The 17,279-nt window shown below is 39.7% G+C and carries 18 protein-coding genes; 13 read left to right on the forward strand and 5 right to left on the reverse strand.

What is annotated here, in order from left to right; all coding sequences use genetic code 11:
• The first annotated feature begins 14 nt into the window (after nt 1-14).
• Together AC59HZ_RS23065 and AC59HZ_RS23070 are read left to right on the forward strand one after the other, a co-directional pair.
• Nucleotides 15-1,898, forward strand: coding sequence for an AMP-dependent synthetase/ligase (locus AC59HZ_RS23065; protein ID WP_496548099.1), 1,884 nt, complete (start codon nt 15-17; stop codon nt 1,896-1,898).
• A gap of 114 nt (nt 1,899-2,012) precedes the next feature.
• A complete protein-coding gene (locus AC59HZ_RS23070; RefSeq protein ID WP_496548100.1) occupies nt 2,013-3,731 on the forward strand; it encodes a WG repeat-containing protein in 1,719 nt (572 codons plus the stop codon).
• 48 nt (nt 3,732-3,779) lie between these two features.
• Here AC59HZ_RS23070 and AC59HZ_RS23075 read toward each other — a convergent pair whose 3' ends face one another.
• Both AC59HZ_RS23075 and AC59HZ_RS23080 read right to left on the reverse strand, forming a co-directional pair.
• Complete coding sequence (locus tag AC59HZ_RS23075) at nt 3,780-4,868, reverse strand: CopD family protein (RefSeq protein ID WP_496548101.1); 1,089 nt, start codon at nt 4,866-4,868, stop codon at nt 3,780-3,782.
• Complete coding sequence (locus AC59HZ_RS23080; protein WP_496548102.1) at nt 4,869-5,501, reverse strand: copper resistance CopC family protein; 633 nt, start codon at nt 5,499-5,501, stop codon at nt 4,869-4,871.
• 238 nt (nt 5,502-5,739) lie between these two features.
• On the opposite strand from AC59HZ_RS23080, the gene AC59HZ_RS23085 reads away from it, so the two are divergent.
• The 4 genes from AC59HZ_RS23085 (at nt 5,740) to ypzF (ending at nt 9,413) form a co-directional block, all read left to right on the forward strand.
• Nucleotides 5,740-6,039 (forward strand): DUF5658 family protein, encoded by a 300-nt coding sequence (locus tag AC59HZ_RS23085; protein ID WP_496548103.1) that lies wholly within the window; start codon nt 5,740-5,742, stop codon nt 6,037-6,039.
• 110 nt (nt 6,040-6,149) lie between these two features.
• A complete protein-coding gene (locus tag AC59HZ_RS23090; RefSeq protein ID WP_496548104.1) occupies nt 6,150-7,295 on the forward strand; it encodes a DEAD/DEAH box helicase in 1,146 nt (381 codons plus the stop codon).
• Between the two features lie 457 nt (nt 7,296-7,752).
• Entirely contained in the window at nt 7,753-9,222 is a 1,470-nt protein-coding gene (locus AC59HZ_RS23095) for an amidase family protein (RefSeq protein WP_496548105.1), read from the forward strand.
• Nucleotides 9,223-9,278: 56 nt separating this feature from the next.
• Nucleotides 9,279-9,413, forward strand: a complete 135-nt coding sequence (gene ypzF / locus AC59HZ_RS23100) for a protein YpzF (RefSeq protein WP_263297732.1) — start codon at nt 9,279-9,281, stop codon at nt 9,411-9,413.
• Nucleotides 9,414-9,450: 37 nt separating this feature from the next.
• On the opposite strand, the gene AC59HZ_RS23105 is transcribed toward ypzF, so the two are convergent.
• A complete protein-coding gene (locus AC59HZ_RS23105; protein ID WP_496548106.1) occupies nt 9,451-10,989 on the reverse strand; it encodes an FAD-dependent oxidoreductase in 1,539 nt (512 codons plus the stop codon).
• 132 nt (nt 10,990-11,121) lie between these two features.
• Between AC59HZ_RS23105 and AC59HZ_RS23110 the strand changes: the two genes are divergently transcribed.
• Nucleotides 11,122-12,030: a phosphotransferase gene (locus AC59HZ_RS23110; RefSeq protein WP_496548107.1), complete on the forward strand. Its 909-nt coding sequence runs from the start codon at nt 11,122-11,124 to the stop codon at nt 12,028-12,030.
• Here AC59HZ_RS23110 and AC59HZ_RS23115 read toward each other — a convergent pair.
• Nucleotides 12,027-12,173, reverse strand: coding sequence for a hypothetical protein (locus AC59HZ_RS23115; RefSeq protein ID WP_496548108.1), 147 nt, complete (start codon nt 12,171-12,173; stop codon nt 12,027-12,029). The two genes, AC59HZ_RS23110 and AC59HZ_RS23115, sit on opposite strands and share 4 nt — an antisense overlap.
• A gap of 102 nt (nt 12,174-12,275) precedes the next feature.
• Complete coding sequence (locus AC59HZ_RS23120) at nt 12,276-12,650, reverse strand: DUF1360 domain-containing protein (protein ID WP_496548109.1); 375 nt, start codon at nt 12,648-12,650, stop codon at nt 12,276-12,278.
• A 105-nt stretch (nt 12,651-12,755) separates the two neighbouring features.
• Between AC59HZ_RS23120 and safA the strand changes: the two genes are divergently transcribed.
• The 6 genes from safA to AC59HZ_RS23150 all read left to right on the forward strand — a co-directional run bounded on the left by safA (nt 12,756) and on the right by AC59HZ_RS23150 (nt 17,205).
• The gene (gene safA, locus AC59HZ_RS23125; protein ID WP_496548110.1) at nt 12,756-13,370 is read left to right on the forward strand and encodes a SafA/ExsA family spore coat assembly protein; all 615 of its coding nucleotides are present in this window, start codon (nt 12,756-12,758) and stop codon (nt 13,368-13,370) included.
• 141 nt (nt 13,371-13,511) lie between these two features.
• Nucleotides 13,512-13,859 carry a lmo0954 family membrane protein gene (locus tag AC59HZ_RS23130; protein WP_496548111.1) on the forward strand — a complete coding sequence of 116 codons (348 nt, stop codon included), beginning with the start codon at nt 13,512-13,514 and terminating at the stop codon, nt 13,857-13,859.
• A gap of 211 nt (nt 13,860-14,070) precedes the next feature.
• Nucleotides 14,071-14,715, forward strand: coding sequence for a PspA/IM30 family protein (locus AC59HZ_RS23135; RefSeq protein ID WP_496548112.1), 645 nt, complete (start codon nt 14,071-14,073; stop codon nt 14,713-14,715).
• A gap of 75 nt (nt 14,716-14,790) precedes the next feature.
• The gene (gene liaF / locus AC59HZ_RS23140; RefSeq protein ID WP_496548113.1) at nt 14,791-15,534 is read left to right on the forward strand and encodes a cell wall-active antibiotics response protein LiaF; all 744 of its coding nucleotides are present in this window, start codon (nt 14,791-14,793) and stop codon (nt 15,532-15,534) included.
• Nucleotides 15,531-16,580: a sensor histidine kinase gene (locus tag AC59HZ_RS23145; protein ID WP_496548114.1), complete on the forward strand. Its 1,050-nt coding sequence runs from the start codon at nt 15,531-15,533 to the stop codon at nt 16,578-16,580. The genes liaF and AC59HZ_RS23145 overlap by 4 nt, the downstream gene beginning before the upstream one ends.
• Nucleotides 16,573-17,205 (forward strand): response regulator, encoded by a 633-nt coding sequence (locus AC59HZ_RS23150; protein WP_496548115.1) that lies wholly within the window; start codon nt 16,573-16,575, stop codon nt 17,203-17,205. The genes AC59HZ_RS23145 and AC59HZ_RS23150 overlap by 8 nt, the downstream gene beginning before the upstream one ends.
• Nucleotides 17,206-17,279: the final 74 nt, after the last annotated feature.

Consider the following 17,279-nt stretch of genomic DNA (forward strand, 5'->3'; position numbering starts at 1 on the left):
GAAGGTGGTATCAAATGACGGCAAAAAATTTAGTAGAAATGGTGTCCCGTTCAGCCGAACGATTTTCCGAGAAACACGTATTTTTATGGAAAAAAGACGGAAAGTATCAAGGCATCAGCTATCATTCCTTTTGGGAAAAAGTAAAAAATATTGCAGCCGGACTTGCCCATCTAGGAATAAAACGAAATGACAAGGTAGCGATTTTATCAGAAAACAATCCTTATTGGCCTGTTGCAGATGTGGCTATCATGAGTCTTGGGGCTGTATGCGTGCCGATACACTCCACCCTGCCGCCCGAGCAGATCAACTACATTTTGCAAAATGCCGAATGTGCTTTCGTTTTTGTTCAAGACAATAAGTATCTAAAAAAAATCCTTCTTAATGGTAAAGTTCCCCTTCCAACATCGATTATTTTTCCAGGTGAGAATTTCAGAGAAACTGATGGCCTATTATCCTTGCAGCATTTAGCCTATATTGGTTCCGTCCATCCTTTGGATCAGTGGGAAGAGGAATGGAGTAGCTTAACAAGGGAGAATCTTGCCACAATCATCTATACTTCAGGAACTACCGGTAAACCAAAGGGTGCCATGCTGACCCATGGAAATATCCTTTCCAATGTGGAAGGGATTCAATTCTGGGTGCTAGAAGCAAGGCCAGATGATGTTTTACTTTCTCATTTGCCACTCTCTCATGTGTTCGAGCGGATGGCAGGACAATTTATGCCACTTTCTGTTGGGGCAACGATTGCCTACGCGGAAGGAATTAATAAAGTCCAGGAAAACCTTTTAGAGGTCCGGCCAACAGTTTTGGTCAGCGTTCCTCTTCTTTTTGAAAGAGTCTATGCTCAGGCCCAAAAAATGGTGGAAACAGGCACACCATTAAGAAAGAAAATTTTCAAATGGGCAATCGAAATCGGCATGAAAAAATATGACCATTATTTAAAGTTAACTTTCGATGATGCGATGAAAAATGGTTTTTTGCCAAAAGAAATTAAGAAAAGCTGGAAATTGGCCAATGCTCTTGTTTACAGCAAAGTGAAAAAAAAACTGGGAGGAAGGGTCAGAGCGCTTATTTCTGGCGGAGGTGCCCTTAATCCGGAAATCGGGAAGTTTTTTTGGGCAGTCGATATCCCTGTGCTCGAAGGCTACGGTCTAACGGAAACTTCACCAGTCGTTTGCAGCAATCCAATGAATCGCTCAAAGGTCAGCACGGTTGGAAAGCCGCTTCCAAATCTAGAGGTAAAAATCGCTCCAGATGGAGAAGTACTGGTAAAAGGTCCGAGTGTAATGAAGGGGTATTACAAGGATGAAAAGGCAACAGATGAAGCATTTAAAGATGGATGGTTTTTAACCGGGGATATTGGAAGCTTTGATGAAGAAGGCTTTCTAAAAATTGTTGACAGGAAAAAAAGAATTATCGTGCTGACAACCGGAAAAAATGTCGCTCCCCAGCCAGTGGAAAATGCGATTACACAAAGTATCTATATTGACAATTCAGTTTTAATCGGCCAGGACAGAAAATATGTCATTGCTTTGATTACGCCAAACTTAGAAAATCTTTTGCCCTGGTCAAAAAAGAAAGGGTTTTCAGGGAATCTCCAGCAGCTGCTTAAAGAAGAAGCAGTACAACTTCTTCTAACCGAAGAGGTTTCCAGATTCACCCAACAATTTGCCCGATACGAACAGCCGAAAAAAGTGGTCATTATTGGGAAAGAATGGACAGTGGAAGATGGAGAATTGACACCATCTTTAAAGGTCCGCATCCCAGAGATTCAAAAAAAATACAAAGAAGTCATCCATCATGCCTATACGGAGGAAATGTTCACCGATATGCAAATCGCGGCAAACGAAGTGGCCGTCGGATTAACACTCGAGTTTAGCAGAGGGAAAGAGGATTAATCATAATCGCCAACTATTGAGTAAATAGCTGTTTTTTTATCCAATGGAAATGGTGACAAACCAAAAGCCCATATTTTTCATATACATATAAAAAAATACAATGGGTGAGCTCTAATGTTTGGAAATGAAAGAACGGTTTATCTTTTTCCGGCTTCTATAAAAGAAATTGGAGGGAACAAATGGGGATATATCAATGAAAAGGGAAAATTCATTCTTCCCCCGATTTACGAAAATGCCGGAGAATTTCAGGAAAATGGATTAGCAATTGTCAGGATGATGAATCAAACAGGGATTATCAATTCTAGCGGTTATTTTATTGTAAAACCAAAATACGATACCATTAACCCTTTCTCAGAGGCGCGGGCAACGGTTATAGACGATCAGGGGTTTAAAGTGATTGATGAGGCTGGAAAAGAGATTACTTCTAAGGCATATTCCTTTATAGGCGACTACAAGGAAGGAAGAGCATTAATAGCAGATACCGCTCCGGGCGGCCAGTATTTATATGGGTATTTAAATAAACGGGGGAAAGAAGTCATCCCCCTATCCTATGAATCTGCCAGTGATTTTAAGGAGGGAAAAGCTGTTGTAAAAACAAGTGCTGGCACCTATTCTCTTATAGACCTAACTGGTAAAGTACTCAAAACATACCCTTATTCCTATGTTGGTAATTATGGACAGGGAATGCTTGTTTTTCAAAAAAATATTGATGGGAAATTTGGGTTTTTAGACGAGGAAGGGAATACCGTAATTGAACCAAAGTATTCAGGAGCACAGTCATTTATTAATAATCGAGCTATTGTTCAAGTCTCCGAGGGTAATAAAGAGCAATACGGATTAATTAATCAGAAAGGTGACTATATCATAAAAGCAAACTATAATCGCATTGAAAATTTAGGAGAAGACCGGTTTGCCATCGGAAAAGCTAAAGACCCTTCCAAACCATATGCTGGATCAAAATACGCCCTGGCGGATGAGGAAGGCCGGATCCTTACAGGCTTTTTATATAATGAGATTACAAGATTTACAGACGGTTTTGCATCTGCTTCAAATGACCAAAACACCTTTTTTATTAATAGAGGCGGTAGTCGGGTGGATCATCTTCCACTCGTAAGCGGCAGTGGGAGATTACAGTTTGAGAAAACACTCATTAAGGGTGAAATCGATTTTCGTCTTGTCTATTTTTCCAAAAAGTGTGATATTATTTGGAAGCAAAATTCGGTGATTCCGCTCAATAGCCAATATTCTGTTTTAGAGCAGAAATATAAACCCAATGTTGATTATTTGGTCTATTTTCCTCAAGTTCAAGGGGTGGGGCATAAGGGAAAGGTGAACGAGGTATTAAAAGAGCTTTCAGGGGTGAAGGCAGTGCCTCCCCATACTCAATTATCCTCCAACTATTTGGGTGACTTTGAAGTTATTTTTTTTAAGGGAAATTTACTGGTGATTGAAATACAAGGATACGATTATCCTTTTGGGGCTGCACACGGAATGCCCGTAAAAAAATATGCACATATCAATCTCCAAAAAGGTGAGATAAATGAACTTAGACATTTATTTAAACCAGGAAGTCCATATGTAAAAGTCATTAGTGATATCATTCGTGAACAAATAAAAAGCAATCCAGAATATTTCTACGTTTTCCCTAACAGTTATAAGGGCATCCAAGCTGATCAACCTTTTTTTATTACTGAGGAAGCATTGAATATTTACTTTTCCCCTTATGAAATTGCTCCATTTGCAGCGGGATTTCCAACCTTTACAATACTGTTTAAGGATCTAATGAATATCATTGATCAGTCGGGCGAATTTTGGCAGTCATTTCATAAATGAATGAAAATGAAAAAAGCGTGAATCTGCGTAAGATTCACGTTTTTTATCTTAAACACTTAACATAAACGCTAAGTATCCTATAACGATGAATAGCAAGCTCAAAACAAGGGAGAACATTTTCGATGCCTTTTTTATAAAAGTAAAAATCATCAAGATTAAGAAAAATACTGCCGATACCATTAGGCTTTGCGATGCAATTCCAGGTGAAAAATGTAACGGGAATGTTAGACCACCTTGATGAGATAAGCTAAAAAGCTTTGAAACGCCTTCAGCTTTAATTGTTGTTTTAATATCATGTGGGGGGGATTCCTGGCCTAATGCCCCGGTTATAGCAAAGATGATTAACACGAGAATACTTTCAAGCCTTATCCAAGGAATAGGAATAAAGGGAACCCCTTTCGAAAGCTTATTGCGAATTAGGACACTGTTGATAAATGCAAAAACAAGCAGCGGTCCAATCGCCAAATGCTTCAATAACAGTGCCTGGCCATAGGATAACGGCCAAGTATTGGCGTAGTCGCTTAAATCCATAACATAGGTCATTAAGGAAATCCCAGTGATGATGATGGTTAGTAAACATATGATAGCGATCGGTGAAAACCATTTTAAAAACTTAAGCCAATTGTCATGATTCTTAGAGAACCAGCTTACTACGATAAGGAGGCCTATCCAGGTACTCACAGCTAAAAAATGGGCAGTATGAATAAAAAATCCTGGCCATTTTGATAAAGAGCTGGCATGGCTGGACCATCCAAGTGCAGCGATTAAAGCAAGTGTAAAAATTAATCCTGTTATTGAGAAGTGCGGTTTTCGCTCCAGTTTAATCGGAATTAGATAAATAAATAAAATAAAAGAAATGACCCCCGTGCTAATCCACGACTTACCAACCTCAAAATTGGTCAAAACAGACTGTATGGTCAAACCTAATCCAAGGTCCTTATATAAATAGAGAATAATTTTTAATACCGGAACAAAAGAAAGAAGAGCAATTCCAATAGCAGCAGCTAATAAAATACCTTTTGGAACTTTAATTGAAGGCCGAGCTGTTTCTGGAACGAGATGCAAAATAAAACTGCCCAACAGTACAGAAAAGCATAAATAAAGCAAAGCCTCGCTAATGATATTTAAAACAAACATTTAAGCATGCTTCCTTCGATAAATTAACCAGTAGGCGCTGATACCGAAAATAATCAACAACGATGCAGATCCAGGGACAACATAGTTTTTAAATGAAGGCTCTACCGTTTTGGTGTTTTCGGTTAATAAGGCAGTATTCTCAATCTTCTTTGGTGCAGCAGCTTCCTCCGTTTTATTTTTATCAGCTGGTTTCACTTCATTTGATGCTGATGCTGCAACAGCAGTGGCTTGGCTTGCTGGTAATTGAACAGAAAATGGAATATCTCCTTCAAGTGGATGCCCATCCGTCCCGATAATTTTCCAATGAATTTTATAACCGCCGTTTGGCACTTCATTGATCAATGATCCGATTAATTTATTCCCTTCAATAGAAACTTTGGAAAGTGGTATCTCGGTACCTTTTGTATCTTCTAAAGTAAATGTGCTGGTGCTCTCCAAATTTGTTTCGAAGGTAAGATCAATATCTTTTAATGGCTGGGTTAGCACTTCACCATTTTTGGGGGATGAGGTTTCTAAATGTGAATGTGCAAAGACAGTAGTTCCTAATAGAAAAAACAACATTGATGCAATAAGAGAGATTTTCTTAAACATCATTTTCAACTCCGTTATATTGTTATCTTGCTTGTTGTTCATTCTATCATCAAATCTTTACGGTTTTATCATTTTGGCGACATTGTTCACAAACCTTTCAAAAATGCTCTCTTATAAATTTTCGGAAATAATTCTCTATTAAGAACTGAAATGTTCTTGATTTTGTATTATTATATAACTATGTCCGTATTCCTGGTTAAAACAGAATAAACATTCCGAACGTATCAGCATAAGAATTAGTAGAAATAATGGATACTAAATATTGATTATGGAGGATATCATGAAATTTTGTGTATTCTTATTGTTTGCTGGTATATTGGATGCCGTCCTTACACATTTTGGGATTGTATCGGGTTTCGTAGAGGAAGGAAACCCAATTATGGAGTTCTTCATAGAAAAAAGCTGGTCTTACTTTTATTTAATAAAAATTCTTCTGCCAATTATTCTGATAGGTCTTGTTTCCCTTCGTCCATTTAAAGGTGGGGTTAGGACGCTTTTGCTTTCCGCATGCGTACTTTATTTTTCCGTTCTTATATTCCATATCGCCTGGATCCTTCTTTATTTAAATACATCGGCATAACTCCATAGAAACTAGACACACCTTGGTTATTAAGTTAGTATCAATACGATATGGATTGATCATTGCAAAAAACGAATACTATGAAAAAAGAGTTAAATAAGGAGTATTTTATGTTGAACAATTTAAAGCCATTTTTACAAGAAGCGTGGGAGAAGTCTGGGTTTCAAACGGCTACTTCTATTCAAGACGCTGCTATTCCAGTCATCCTAGAAGGAAAAGATGTAATTGCAGAATCGCCAACTGGTACAGGAAAAACACTAGCTTATTTATTGCCATTATTAAATAAAATCGACCCGACCATCCAATCCCTGCAAGCAGTCGTTTTAGCTTCTTCGCAGGAACTTGTTATGCAGGTTTATCAAGAATTCCAAAAGTGGTCGGAAGGAAGCGGGATTCGCGGAACTTCCATTATTGGCGGGGCAAATCTTAAGCGCCAATTAGAAAAATTAAAAAAACGACCTCAGGTGATTTTTGCGACTCCTGGTCGCTTGCTTGAACTGATCAAGCAGAAAAAAGTAAAAATGCATGAGGTTAAGATGGTTGTGCTGGATGAGGGAGATCAGCTACTGATTCCTGAGCACCTTGGCACTGTCCAAAATATCGTAAAATCAACGATGAGTGACAGGCAAGTTGTGTTATTCTCAGCAACGATGAAAACAGCAACAGAAAAATTGGCAAAAGATTTGACTAAGGAACCTGAAGTTCTTCGTATTGAAAAAGATGAAGTTGCTTCCTCGGGAAAGGTGGAGCACATTTACTTCCATTGCGATCAAAGGGATAAAATTAAGCTCCTCGAAAAGATAGCCCGTATAGAGGGAAGTAAGTCGCTGGCGTTTATCAATGACATTGGAGAGATTCAGGTTTTTAAAGAAAAATTACATTTTAAAGAGTTATCTGTCGGAATATTACATAGTGACATGAAAAAATTAGACCGGCAGGCTGCGTTAAAATCATTCCGTGATGGCAAAATGAAAATGCTGGTTGCCACGGATGTGGCGGCAAGGGGCCTTGATATTCAAGGGGTTACCCATGTCGTCCAAATTGATTTTCCTAAAGACATTACCCAATATGTCCACCGCGCTGGAAGAACAGGCCGAATGGGTGCAGATGGAATCGTTATTTCACTTGTCACCGAAAGAGAAGAACGGGAATTGAAGAGATATTGCAAAGAGTTGAATCTTCCTCTTCATAAAAGAATCTTTTACAAAGGGCAAATCGCAGAGGAAACCGAAAAAGGGCAAAAGTTGCGGAAGTAAGGAAAAAGATATTGGCTTGACTCTATTTAAAACTCATTACGGTCACGTAGAATTTTTCTACGTGACCGTTTTAGTTGTTCAAGGCCCTTTATGGTCGCGTAGACCACTTCTACGTGACCGTATTAGAGGTCGCAAGCTAGTTTGGGTCACGTAGACCGCTTCTACGTGACCGAATTAGAAGTCGTAAGCTAGTTTGAGTCACGTAGACCGCCTCTAGTTGACCGAATTAGAAGTCGTAAGCTAGTTTGAGTCAAGTAGACCGCCTCTACGTGACCAAATTAGAGGTTGCAAGCTAGTTTGAGTCACGTAGACCGCCTCTATGTGACCGTATAAGAGGTCGCAAGCTAGTTTGAGTCACGTAGGTTACTTCCCAGTGAAAAATCCCCTTTTTAAGCAGCAAAAAAAAGGATTTGTTCCACCCGTCTTGAATAAATAAATTGAAACGGAGGGAAAAACGATGGAAAATCCAAAATTAAAGAAAATGCTTAATGAATGGCTAGAGGAAGCCACAATAAGTGAGATGCAGGAGAAATTAGAGAGCGGAGAGATTTCGTCTAAAGAGCTAGTTTTGATGTATTTACATAGAATTTCGAGCTTTGATAAAGGGATTCATTCCGTTCTGGAGGTAAATCCAGACGCGTTACATATTGCCGCTACGCTTGACGCTGAACGAAGGAAAGCTGGGCCGCGCAGCCGTTTGCATGGAATCCCCATTTTAATAAAAGATAATATTGATACACACGACAAAATGCATACGAGTGCGGGGTCCCTTGCATTAAAGGATTCCATTGCACTAAAGGATTCCTACGTTGCGGAACAATTGCGCAAAGCAGGTGCAGTTATTCTCGGAAAAACAAATATGACCGAATGGGCGAATTTTATGGCTATAGGCATGAAAAGCGGCTATAGCTCCCGCGGCGGACAAGTATTGAACCCATACGGCCCTGGTAAGTTTGATGTAGGCGGTTCAAGCTCAGGCTCTGGGGCAGCCATTGCATCAAACTTTGCAGCTGCAGCTGTCGGTACTGAAACATCCGGTTCCATTTTAAATCCTTCTTGTCAAAATTCCCTTGTAGGAATCAAGCCAACCGTCGGCCTCATTAGCCGAAGAGGAATTATTCCAATCGCGCATACGCAGGATACGGCGGGGCCGATGACTCGAACAGTGGAGGATGCAGCGATATTGTTAACTGCCTTAAATGGAAAAGATGAAGAGGACGCAATCACCCAAATCAATCCTTTATTTAATATTGAATTCACGGAATACCTGTTTAAGGATGGTCTTAAAGGGAAAAGAATCGGGATCGCCTTACAAAGATTCATTGAGCAATTAAGTGAAGAAAAACTAAAGGTCGTCACTGAGGCATTACAGGTTTTAAAAACATCAGGAGCAGAAGTTATCGAAAACATTGAGATTCCTTCTGCAAAAGCAAACTGGAAATATGATGTTTTAACTTATGAGTTTAAACCTGATCTAAATGTCTATTTAAATGGTCTGCATCCTTCCATCAAGGTTCGCTCTTTAAAGGAACTTATTGAATTCAATAATCAAGATGAAGAAAAAATGTTAAAGTATGGTCAAGCTGTTTTGATTCAATCAGAAAAGACCAGCGGCTCCTTAACTGAAGCAGAGTATGTCCAAGCCTTGGAATTTGATTTATATCACTCCACCCAGCAAGGGATTGATTATGCTTTAGAAACCTATAATCTGGATGCAATTGTTTTTCCACACGAAGAGGGCTCACATATCAGCGCGAAAGCAGGCTATCCGTCGATTGCGGTCCCCGCAGGTTATACTTCTGAAGGGGAACCAGTGGGGATTACCTTTGCCGGGACCGCTTATAGTGAGCCAATGTTAATACAGGCAGCCTATGCTTTTGAGCAGATGACAAAATTCAGAAAACCGCCTGAGTTAGATAAAGAATAAGTCCATTTGTTTTCACTCATACTATCAATGAATTTCTCAAAAAGGAGCTGACAGCAGTGGGAAGAACGAAGCTGGGAAACGCCAATGCCAATCGTAATAATAATCGAAAAAAGGGCATGAGAAACAGCGAAGAACTGGTTGAATTTACGACTGGTGAAGATTTAAAACGGAACCGTCCAAATAGTAAATAGCAAATAACGCCTCCTAATAATTAGGAGGCGTTATTTATTATATTTGCTCTTCTTCCTTAAGCAATTCCAGTGCCCTAAGTGCAGGTCCCTCAATTACATCGCCGGAATAGCCATAGCGTGATCCGTGGCATGGGCAATCCCATGTTTTTTCCGCCTCATTCCATTCACACTCACAGCCTAGGTGGGTACAGGTGGTGTCTACAACATAGAGCTTGCCGTCTTTATCCTTGTAGGCACCTGCTCTTTTTCCGTTATACATGACAGCTGAGCCTTCTCCGTTCTGCAAATCCTCCGGATCCTTTGGCACAATTTCCAGCTTCCCTTTGATTAAATGCTTGGCAACATCTAGATTGGCGGTAATAACATTTTTTAGATCCGGGTCTGCCTGGAATCGAGATGGAGAATACAATTCTTTGTATGGATTTTCCCTATCCAAAACATAATCCGTGAGGAGGTGGCCAGCGAAAATGCCTGTTGTCATGCCCCATTTTTTATAGCCTGTTGCTACTAAAATATGCTCCCGCTCGGAGGTGGTTGGACCGATGTACGGGACTTTGTCAAGTGTCACTAAATCTTGAGCCGACCAGCGGTAAGCATATTCTTTGATGCCGAACACCTCTTCTGCAAAGGCCTCCAGTGCTTCATAATGTTTCATCGTATCGGTGCCTTGGCCGGGTTTATGCTTTTCCCCGCCGATGATGATAAGCTTTTCATCTCCATCAAGCGGCGTATAACGTATAGAGCGAGGAGGGCTTTCGGCACTGATATACATACCGCCTGGATAGTCTTTATCAGTTTTTATTCCAATGGCGTAAGACCTGCTCGCATACATTCGTGCAAAATAAAGACCTACTTTATCAGAAAAAGGAAAATGTGATGCCATAATGACTTTTTTAAATGTAACGGTATTGCCAGTTTTGGTGATAACTTTTGTCTCTCCGTAATCATCATCAATTTCATCAGCCGTTGTGTTTTCATAAACAGCACAGCCATTTTTCACTGCTTCATCCAGAAGGCCCTTCAAAAATTTTAATGGATGATATTGGGCCTGGTTGCTCATTTTCAAGGCTGCTTTCACAGGAATATTAAAAGGAATCGTATCCTTTAAAGCACCATCTATACCGAGCCTTTTATAAGCTTCCCATTCGGTTTGCAGCTTGTCCACATACTCTTCGGTAGTTGCATAAATATAGGCGTCTTCCTTGCTAAAATCACAGTCAATCCCTTTTTCTTGGATTGTTCTTTCTACAAATTCAATTGCACTAGAGGCGGAATCATAGTATTGTCGTGCCTTTTCTTCACCAAAATGATGGATTAGCTCATCATAAAGGATGTCATGCTGTGCCGTTAATTTCGCAGTTGTATGACCTGTGGTCCCATTTAAAACACTGCCGGCTTCCAAAAGCGCAACCTTTACCCCCTCTTTTGAGAGCAAATAGGCTGCTGTAATACCCGTTATCCCTGCTCCAACAATGGCGACATCGACCGTTATATCTTCGTTTAATTTTTTAAAAGCAGGTAATTCAATTTCACGCCAATATGTTTTTGGGAATTGTGGGATATTTTCTGACGTCATATGTACTCCTCCATTTTCCAAAATGATCTCCTGTTTAATTTTTCCTAAAATGATAAAATTAATCTAAAAGGAAAAAGAAAGAACCCTGCTTGATGGGCAAGGCTCTTCACTTGGAATATGGAGGCTTGATGAATGACCAACCCTTGGACGCCGGAAATTGAAGTATCCTCACAAGAAGCGAGCAAACTCATTGTTACGCAATTTCCTCAGCTTAATCCCATCCAAATTAGCCTTTTAGGGCAGGGCTTTGATAATACTGTCTTTAAGGTAAATAACCAATACATTTTTCGGTTTCCTAGAAGAACAATTGCGGTGGATTTATTAAAAACAGAAAATCAGCTTTTGCCACACCTAACAAAATCGCTTAATCTGTCTATTCCAGATCCCATTTTTGGGGGAAGCCCCAGCAGTACCTATCCATGGCCGTTTACTGGTTATAGAGCTGTTAAAGGAGAAACGCCAGGTCAATTAACAGAAGAAAGAAGACTTTTATCGGTTGATCTAATAGCAGAGTTTTTACGAACTCTTCATCAGTTTCCAATCGCCACGGCTAAAAACCTTCATGTACCAAATGATCAATTGAATCGATTAAGTATTCCAATCAGAAGAAAAAAATTAGAGGAAAATGTGAACATAGCTATCATGGATGGGTTGATAAAAAATCCAGAAGTTATAGGGAATTATCTTAAAAGGTTAAAAAATGTTGAGGTGAACCAAGAACTTGCCCTTGTCCATGGCGATCTTCATTTTAAGAATCTATTAGTCGACAACATAGGATTGATTACAGGCATTATTGACTGGGGAGATGTGCATATTGGACATCCTGCTGTAGATTTATCGATTGTCTACAGTTTTTTTCCGCCTGCAGGCAGAAAACAATTTTACGAAATTTATGGCAGGGTAGACGAAAACACCATGTACTTAGCCAGGTTTAAAGCCATCTTTACAAGTGTAATGCTAGTTAGGTTTGCCCATGACCAAAATGATCAAGAAGCTTTCGATGCTGCTGGACAAGCATTATATTTGGCCTTAGCGGATTAAGGAGAATCATTGTCTGTGGGAATTGGATCAATTCGTTTTGCATCATCAGAATTAAGACCTTTGCTTAAAAAATGAATCCAGGTTCCAAGAGCAAAACCAAGGCACAGAAGAAATCCGATGGTTGTAATCCACAAAAGAGCCATTGTAAATCCCCCTTTAATTTAGCTTAAGCGTCCAAGGAAGCTGAGCTTTCTAAAATATATGCATAAGGGGGATTAATTTTTCCAACCATTACAGTGTTTTCTTTATTCCTTTTTCTTCAATTCAGCATAATAATCGACTTTTTTAATATTAACGCCAACAAAGGTTTCGATAATGGACTGCCCGCCAGCGATAGAAAAAATCAATATAACCACATATGTAACCTTTGGAAATAATAAGTAAGCAGTACCGAAGATGATGGCACTCCAAACACCGGCACACCAGTAACACTTCAATAAATACCCAAACATGGAGGTCGGGACTTCCTTTGTTTCGGTTCCATTTTCTGTTTCCACCTTCACCTTTTTCACGAAGGGCTTCCGGATGGATTCGGTAATTTTATCGAAAACAATTAAATGGGTAAATCGGTAGCTTGCTAAAATTAACATGATATAGGTCATCCACGAAATGTCCTTCAAATTTAGTCCTCCAAAACCTATTGAATTCAACCACTTATTTATTTTTTCAAGTCCTGTATATTTTGAGCCTGAAATCAAAAATATATATTCGGAGGAGGCTAAAAAATGAAAAAATCTTTTTGGTTTAGTTTAATGTTTCTACTTTCTCTCTTCTGCATTCCAAGCATTTCATTTGCCCAGCAAGTTTATACGGTACAGCCGGGAGACTCACTTTGGAAAATTGCCGTTAGGTATCAAGTGGGGCTCTCAGAAATTATTTCAGCAAACCCGCAATTTAATAATCCTGCTTTGATTTATCCGGGTCAAAAAGTAACCATTCCAGATTTAGGCGGGGTTAAAGCGATTGAAAATCAGGTCATTTCGCTGACGAATCAGGAACGGGCGAAAAATGGGCTAAAAGCGTTAACTCCTGATTGGGAGCTTTCGAGGGTGGCACGCTATAAGGCCATGGATATGCGGGACAAAAATTATTTTAGTCATACCAGTCCAACCTATGGCAGTCCTTTTGACATGATGAAAAACTTTGGCATTCAATATAGCTCTGCAGCGGAGAACATTGCCGCAGGACAAACCACCCCAGCATCAGTCGTCCAAGCATGGATGAACAGCTCAGGACACCGTGCCAATATTTTAAGCACTAGCTCGACTTATATTGGTGTAGGCTATGCTGCTGGCGGTTCAAAACGATATTATTGGGTTCAGATGTTCATATCCAAATAAAGCAAGAAGGGTCAGCTTCTATTAGAGGCTGACCCTTTCTACGTCTCAGGTCTGAGTTAAAAATCAAGCTCTAGCGCAATTATGGGAAATAAAGAAAAAAGGTAAGATGATATCAAGATAAAGAAAGGAGTGAAAAACAAAATGAAAAAATTTGGTTTACTTTTAGCAGGTGGGATTGCGGCAGTCGTTTTACTGTCAACAATCGGTCCGATGGTGGGGCTTCTTGTTAGTCTAGTGCTCCTGTACTTCATTTTCAAACAGTTTTTAAAAGCTAAATCGACTGGAGCAAAAATCGGTTTAGGGATTATCGGTGCTATCGTCCTAGTGGCTTCTATCCATAACATCCCTGCCATTATTGGAGTGGCGGCAGCATATGTGCTTTACCTTGTCTATAAAAAATGGAACGAGAACAAGCATACCAAAATCATAGAAGAATCAGACCCATTCGTGAATTTTGAAAAACAATGGAATGAATTAAAAAATTATTAAAATAAAGGCTGTGTTTAAGGACTTTTTGATTTTTAACACTGTTGATTGGAGCGGAAGGCACGAAGACTCCTGCGGGAGTACGGGGCAGGGGAGACCCCGCAGGCGCTAAAGCGCCGAGGAGGCTCACCGGCACGCCCGCGGAAAGCGAAGTGCCTGGAGCGCAAATCAACAACCAAGTTTAACAGAGCCAACATAAAAGGAGAGAATGAACATGACAAACCTGTTTACAAGGATCAAAAATACCATTACTGCTGATTTACATGAAGCGATTGACAAAAAGGAAAAGCAAAACCCAATTGCACTGCTTAATCAATACCTCCGTCAGTGTGAGCAGGAAACGGAAAAGGTTAGGAAGCTCTTGGAACGTCAATACACACTAAAGGATGAATTTACTAGGGAATACCAACAGGCTGTAGAGTTAACCGAAAAAAGAAAGCATCAAGCGGAAATTGCCTCAAAAGCAGGAGAAACTGAACTTTATCAGTTTGCATCAGCAGAATTTCAACAATATTCCGACCGTACCCAACGATTAAGTGCTTCCTTAGAACAAGTAAAAGGTCAGCTTGAAGAATTAGAAAGAAAGTATCAAGAAATGAAGCACAAATTAAAGGATATGCATCTTCGCCGGATGGAATTAATGGGCCGAGAAAATGTTACACGCGCTAACCATCGGATTAATCAGGTGCTAGATTCTAATTCTTACTCTGATAATTCATACTCAAAATTTAAAGAAATTGAAAACTACCTAGATCGACTAGAGCATCAAGTAAATAGTTCTTTTTACCGCAGCACCATAGATGCCAGAATCGCTCAATTAGAAAAAGAAATGAAACTGGAAGAAAGCAAGTCTATTTAATAGAAGAATATGGTATTCTAAAAAGGCGTAGGTTTTACGCCTTTTTAGACATTATCAATTTTACAAAAAGGGAGGGTGGGCCGTTTGCTAAAAAATAAGAAAAATGAATATACAGGCTGGTTTATTGTCATTGGAGTAGTCGTTCTTCTGCTTGAAATATTGTTTTTCAATCCAGGGCTTATTTTCTCCCTTTTTGTTTCTGGCGGAATGATTTATTTGGGCCGTAAATGGGCAGGAAAAAAGAAAGGGAAAGTACTGTTCTACGGTGGAATTTTTTTCTTTGCTATTAGTATCTTATCAATGAAAACGTTCAAGTTTTTATTATTCGCTATTCTTCTGCACTATATTATTCAATTCTATCAATCGAAAAAGAATCCTAAGAAAATCCCACTGGTCTTAACAGAATCAGACAAAGTCCCACACGAGGAAACGCTAATTAAGAGCAAGCCGCTCTTTGAAAATATTTTTTTTGGGCAGCAAAAAACTCCTGCGGCTGCCTATGAATGGGATGACATCAACATCCAGGCAGGGATTGGCGATACAAGCATTGATCTTAGCTATACCATGCTTCCAAAGGGTGAAACAGTTATTTTTATTCGTAACATTATCGGCAATATTCAAATACAAGTCCCATATGAATTGGAAGTAAGTGTTCATCATTCTTGTTTGACAGGTTCCGCATCTGTTTTTGAACACAATGAATCGAAAGTTTTTAATCAAGTCTTTCATTTAAAAACACCGGGATATGAAACAGCAGAGCAAAAAGTGAAAATCTTTACATCGTTATTGGTGGGGAATTTAGAGGTGAGCCGGATATGAGCGCAACCCAGCGGCAGATTGTATGGAGTGTCACCTTTACCTTTCTTACTGCGATGATTATCTCAGGAGTGTTTTTAATGGTTTTCCCCCTGTCCAATTGGTCACAAGTGTGGGAACGGCACTTCATGGGAATTCCAATCCTTATATTTATTCCAGCTTTTAGTGTTGCATTAGGTATTTTATTAGGAGCGTATTCGGGAATTTTCTGGAGAAGGCAGCTTTTAGATGTTGAGCATTCTTTGCACTTGTTGGAAGAGGGGAAACAACTAGAGGTTAAAACAAATCCATCCTTGAGTGAGATTCAAAGTATTGCCGAGCGAATCGATAAAATCGGCAAACAAATGTCAGAGCAGGCAAAACTCTCGCAAAGGCTTGCTACAGAAAAAGTGGAGGATTTAGAATCGAAAATCCAAGAAATTATTGAGCAGGAACGAAACCGTCTTGCCCGCGAACTTCATGATTCTGTCAGCCAGCAATTATTTGCGGCATCGATGATGATGTCAGCAATCAATGAAACAAAGGTACAAACCGAAGAAACACGGGAAGCAAAACAATTGAAACTAGTAGAAGAAATGATTCATCAATCGCAGCTTGAAATGAGGGCACTCCTGCTCCATTTGCGGCCGGTTGCCTTAAAGAATAAGACCCTGCAGGAAGGAATTGAGGAGCTGCTAATCGAATTATCACAAAAGGTAACAATGGATATTAACTGGAAGGTAGAAGCGTTTCCGTTAGATAAAGGGGTAGAAGATCATCTTTTCCGGATCCTGCAAGAGTCGATATCAAACACACTAAGGCATTCAAAAGCAAATAAGCTCGAAGTCCTTATGATAAAAAGAGATGATCTTGTTATTTTAAGAATTGTTGATGATGGCATAGGTTTTGAAGTGGACGAAATGAAAGCAGGCTCTTATGGAATGCAAAACATGCATGAGCGGGCGCTGGAAGTCGGCGGTACGTTAAAAGTGATTAGTGTAAAAAATCAAGGGACAAGACTGGAAGTGAAGGTTCCGGTGATGGTAAATGGAGATGGTGTAAATGATTAGAGTAGTATTTGTGGATGATCATGAAATGGTGCGAATCGGGGTATCTTCTTACCTTTCAGCCCAGCCGGACATTGAAGTTGTTGGTGAGGCTGATGATGGAAAAAAAGGGGTGGAATTAGCATTAGAACTCCGCCCAGATATTATTTTAATGGACTTAGTCATGAAGGAAATGGATGGAATTGAGGCAACAAGGCAAATCGTTGAAAAATGGCCTGAGGCAAAGGTCATAATCGTGACCAGCTTCCTCGATGACGAAAAGGTCTATCCTGCCCTTGAGGCAGGGGCGACAAGCTATATGCTTAAGACCTCAAAAGCAAGTGAGATTGCCAATGCTGTCCGCGCTACATACCATGGCCAGTCAGTCCTAGAGCCAGAGGTAACCGGCAAAATGATGGTGAAAATGCGCCAGAAGACTCAGCACCTGCCACACGAAGACCTTACCAGCCGTGAGTTAGAAATTCTGCTTCTTATGGCCCAAGGAAAAACAAATCAGGAAATAGCCGATGAATTGTTTATCGCACTCAAAACTGTTAAAACCCATGTCAGCAATATTTTAAGCAAGCTAGATGTCCAGGACCGCACACAGGCGGTAATCTATGCTTTTAAACATTCTTTAATTAAATAATTTTCAGGCTTTCCAATAATAAAATTGGAGAGCTTTTTATTTTTCAAGAAAAAAGTAATTGAAAATTATTCTCA

The organism is Neobacillus sp. DZ-9, assembly GCF_059587065.1.

Bases quoted from the DNA above. Each gene is read 5' to 3' on its own strand.
- AC59HZ_RS23065 (WP_496548099.1), top strand. From the start codon at position 15: ATGACGGCAAAAAATTTAGTAGAAATGGTGTCCCGTTCAGCCGAACGA.
- AC59HZ_RS23070 (WP_496548100.1), top strand. From the start codon at position 2,013: ATGTTTGGAAATGAAAGAACGGTTTATCTTTTTCCGGCTTCTATAAAA.
- AC59HZ_RS23075 (WP_496548101.1), bottom strand. From the start codon at position 4,868: ATGTTTGTTTTAAATATCATTAGCGAGGCTTTGCTTTATTTATGCTTT.
- AC59HZ_RS23080 (WP_496548102.1), bottom strand. From the start codon at position 5,501: ATGAACAACAAGCAAGATAACAATATAACGGAGTTGAAAATGATGTTT.
- AC59HZ_RS23085 (WP_496548103.1), top strand. From the start codon at position 5,740: ATGAAATTTTGTGTATTCTTATTGTTTGCTGGTATATTGGATGCCGTC.
- AC59HZ_RS23090 (WP_496548104.1), top strand. From the start codon at position 6,150: ATGTTGAACAATTTAAAGCCATTTTTACAAGAAGCGTGGGAGAAGTCT.
- AC59HZ_RS23095 (WP_496548105.1), top strand. From the start codon at position 7,753: ATGGAAAATCCAAAATTAAAGAAAATGCTTAATGAATGGCTAGAGGAA.
- AC59HZ_RS23105 (WP_496548106.1), bottom strand. From the start codon at position 10,989: ATGACGTCAGAAAATATCCCACAATTCCCAAAAACATATTGGCGTGAA.
- AC59HZ_RS23110 (WP_496548107.1), top strand. From the start codon at position 11,122: ATGACCAACCCTTGGACGCCGGAAATTGAAGTATCCTCACAAGAAGCG.
- AC59HZ_RS23115 (WP_496548108.1), bottom strand. From the start codon at position 12,173: ATGGCTCTTTTGTGGATTACAACCATCGGATTTCTTCTGTGCCTTGGT.
- safA (WP_496548110.1), top strand. From the start codon at position 12,756: ATGAAAAAATCTTTTTGGTTTAGTTTAATGTTTCTACTTTCTCTCTTC.
- AC59HZ_RS23130 (WP_496548111.1), top strand. From the start codon at position 13,512: ATGAAAAAATTTGGTTTACTTTTAGCAGGTGGGATTGCGGCAGTCGTT.
- AC59HZ_RS23135 (WP_496548112.1), top strand. From the start codon at position 14,071: ATGACAAACCTGTTTACAAGGATCAAAAATACCATTACTGCTGATTTA.
- AC59HZ_RS23145 (WP_496548114.1), top strand. From the start codon at position 15,531: ATGAGCGCAACCCAGCGGCAGATTGTATGGAGTGTCACCTTTACCTTT.
- AC59HZ_RS23150 (WP_496548115.1), top strand. From the start codon at position 16,573: ATGATTAGAGTAGTATTTGTGGATGATCATGAAATGGTGCGAATCGGG.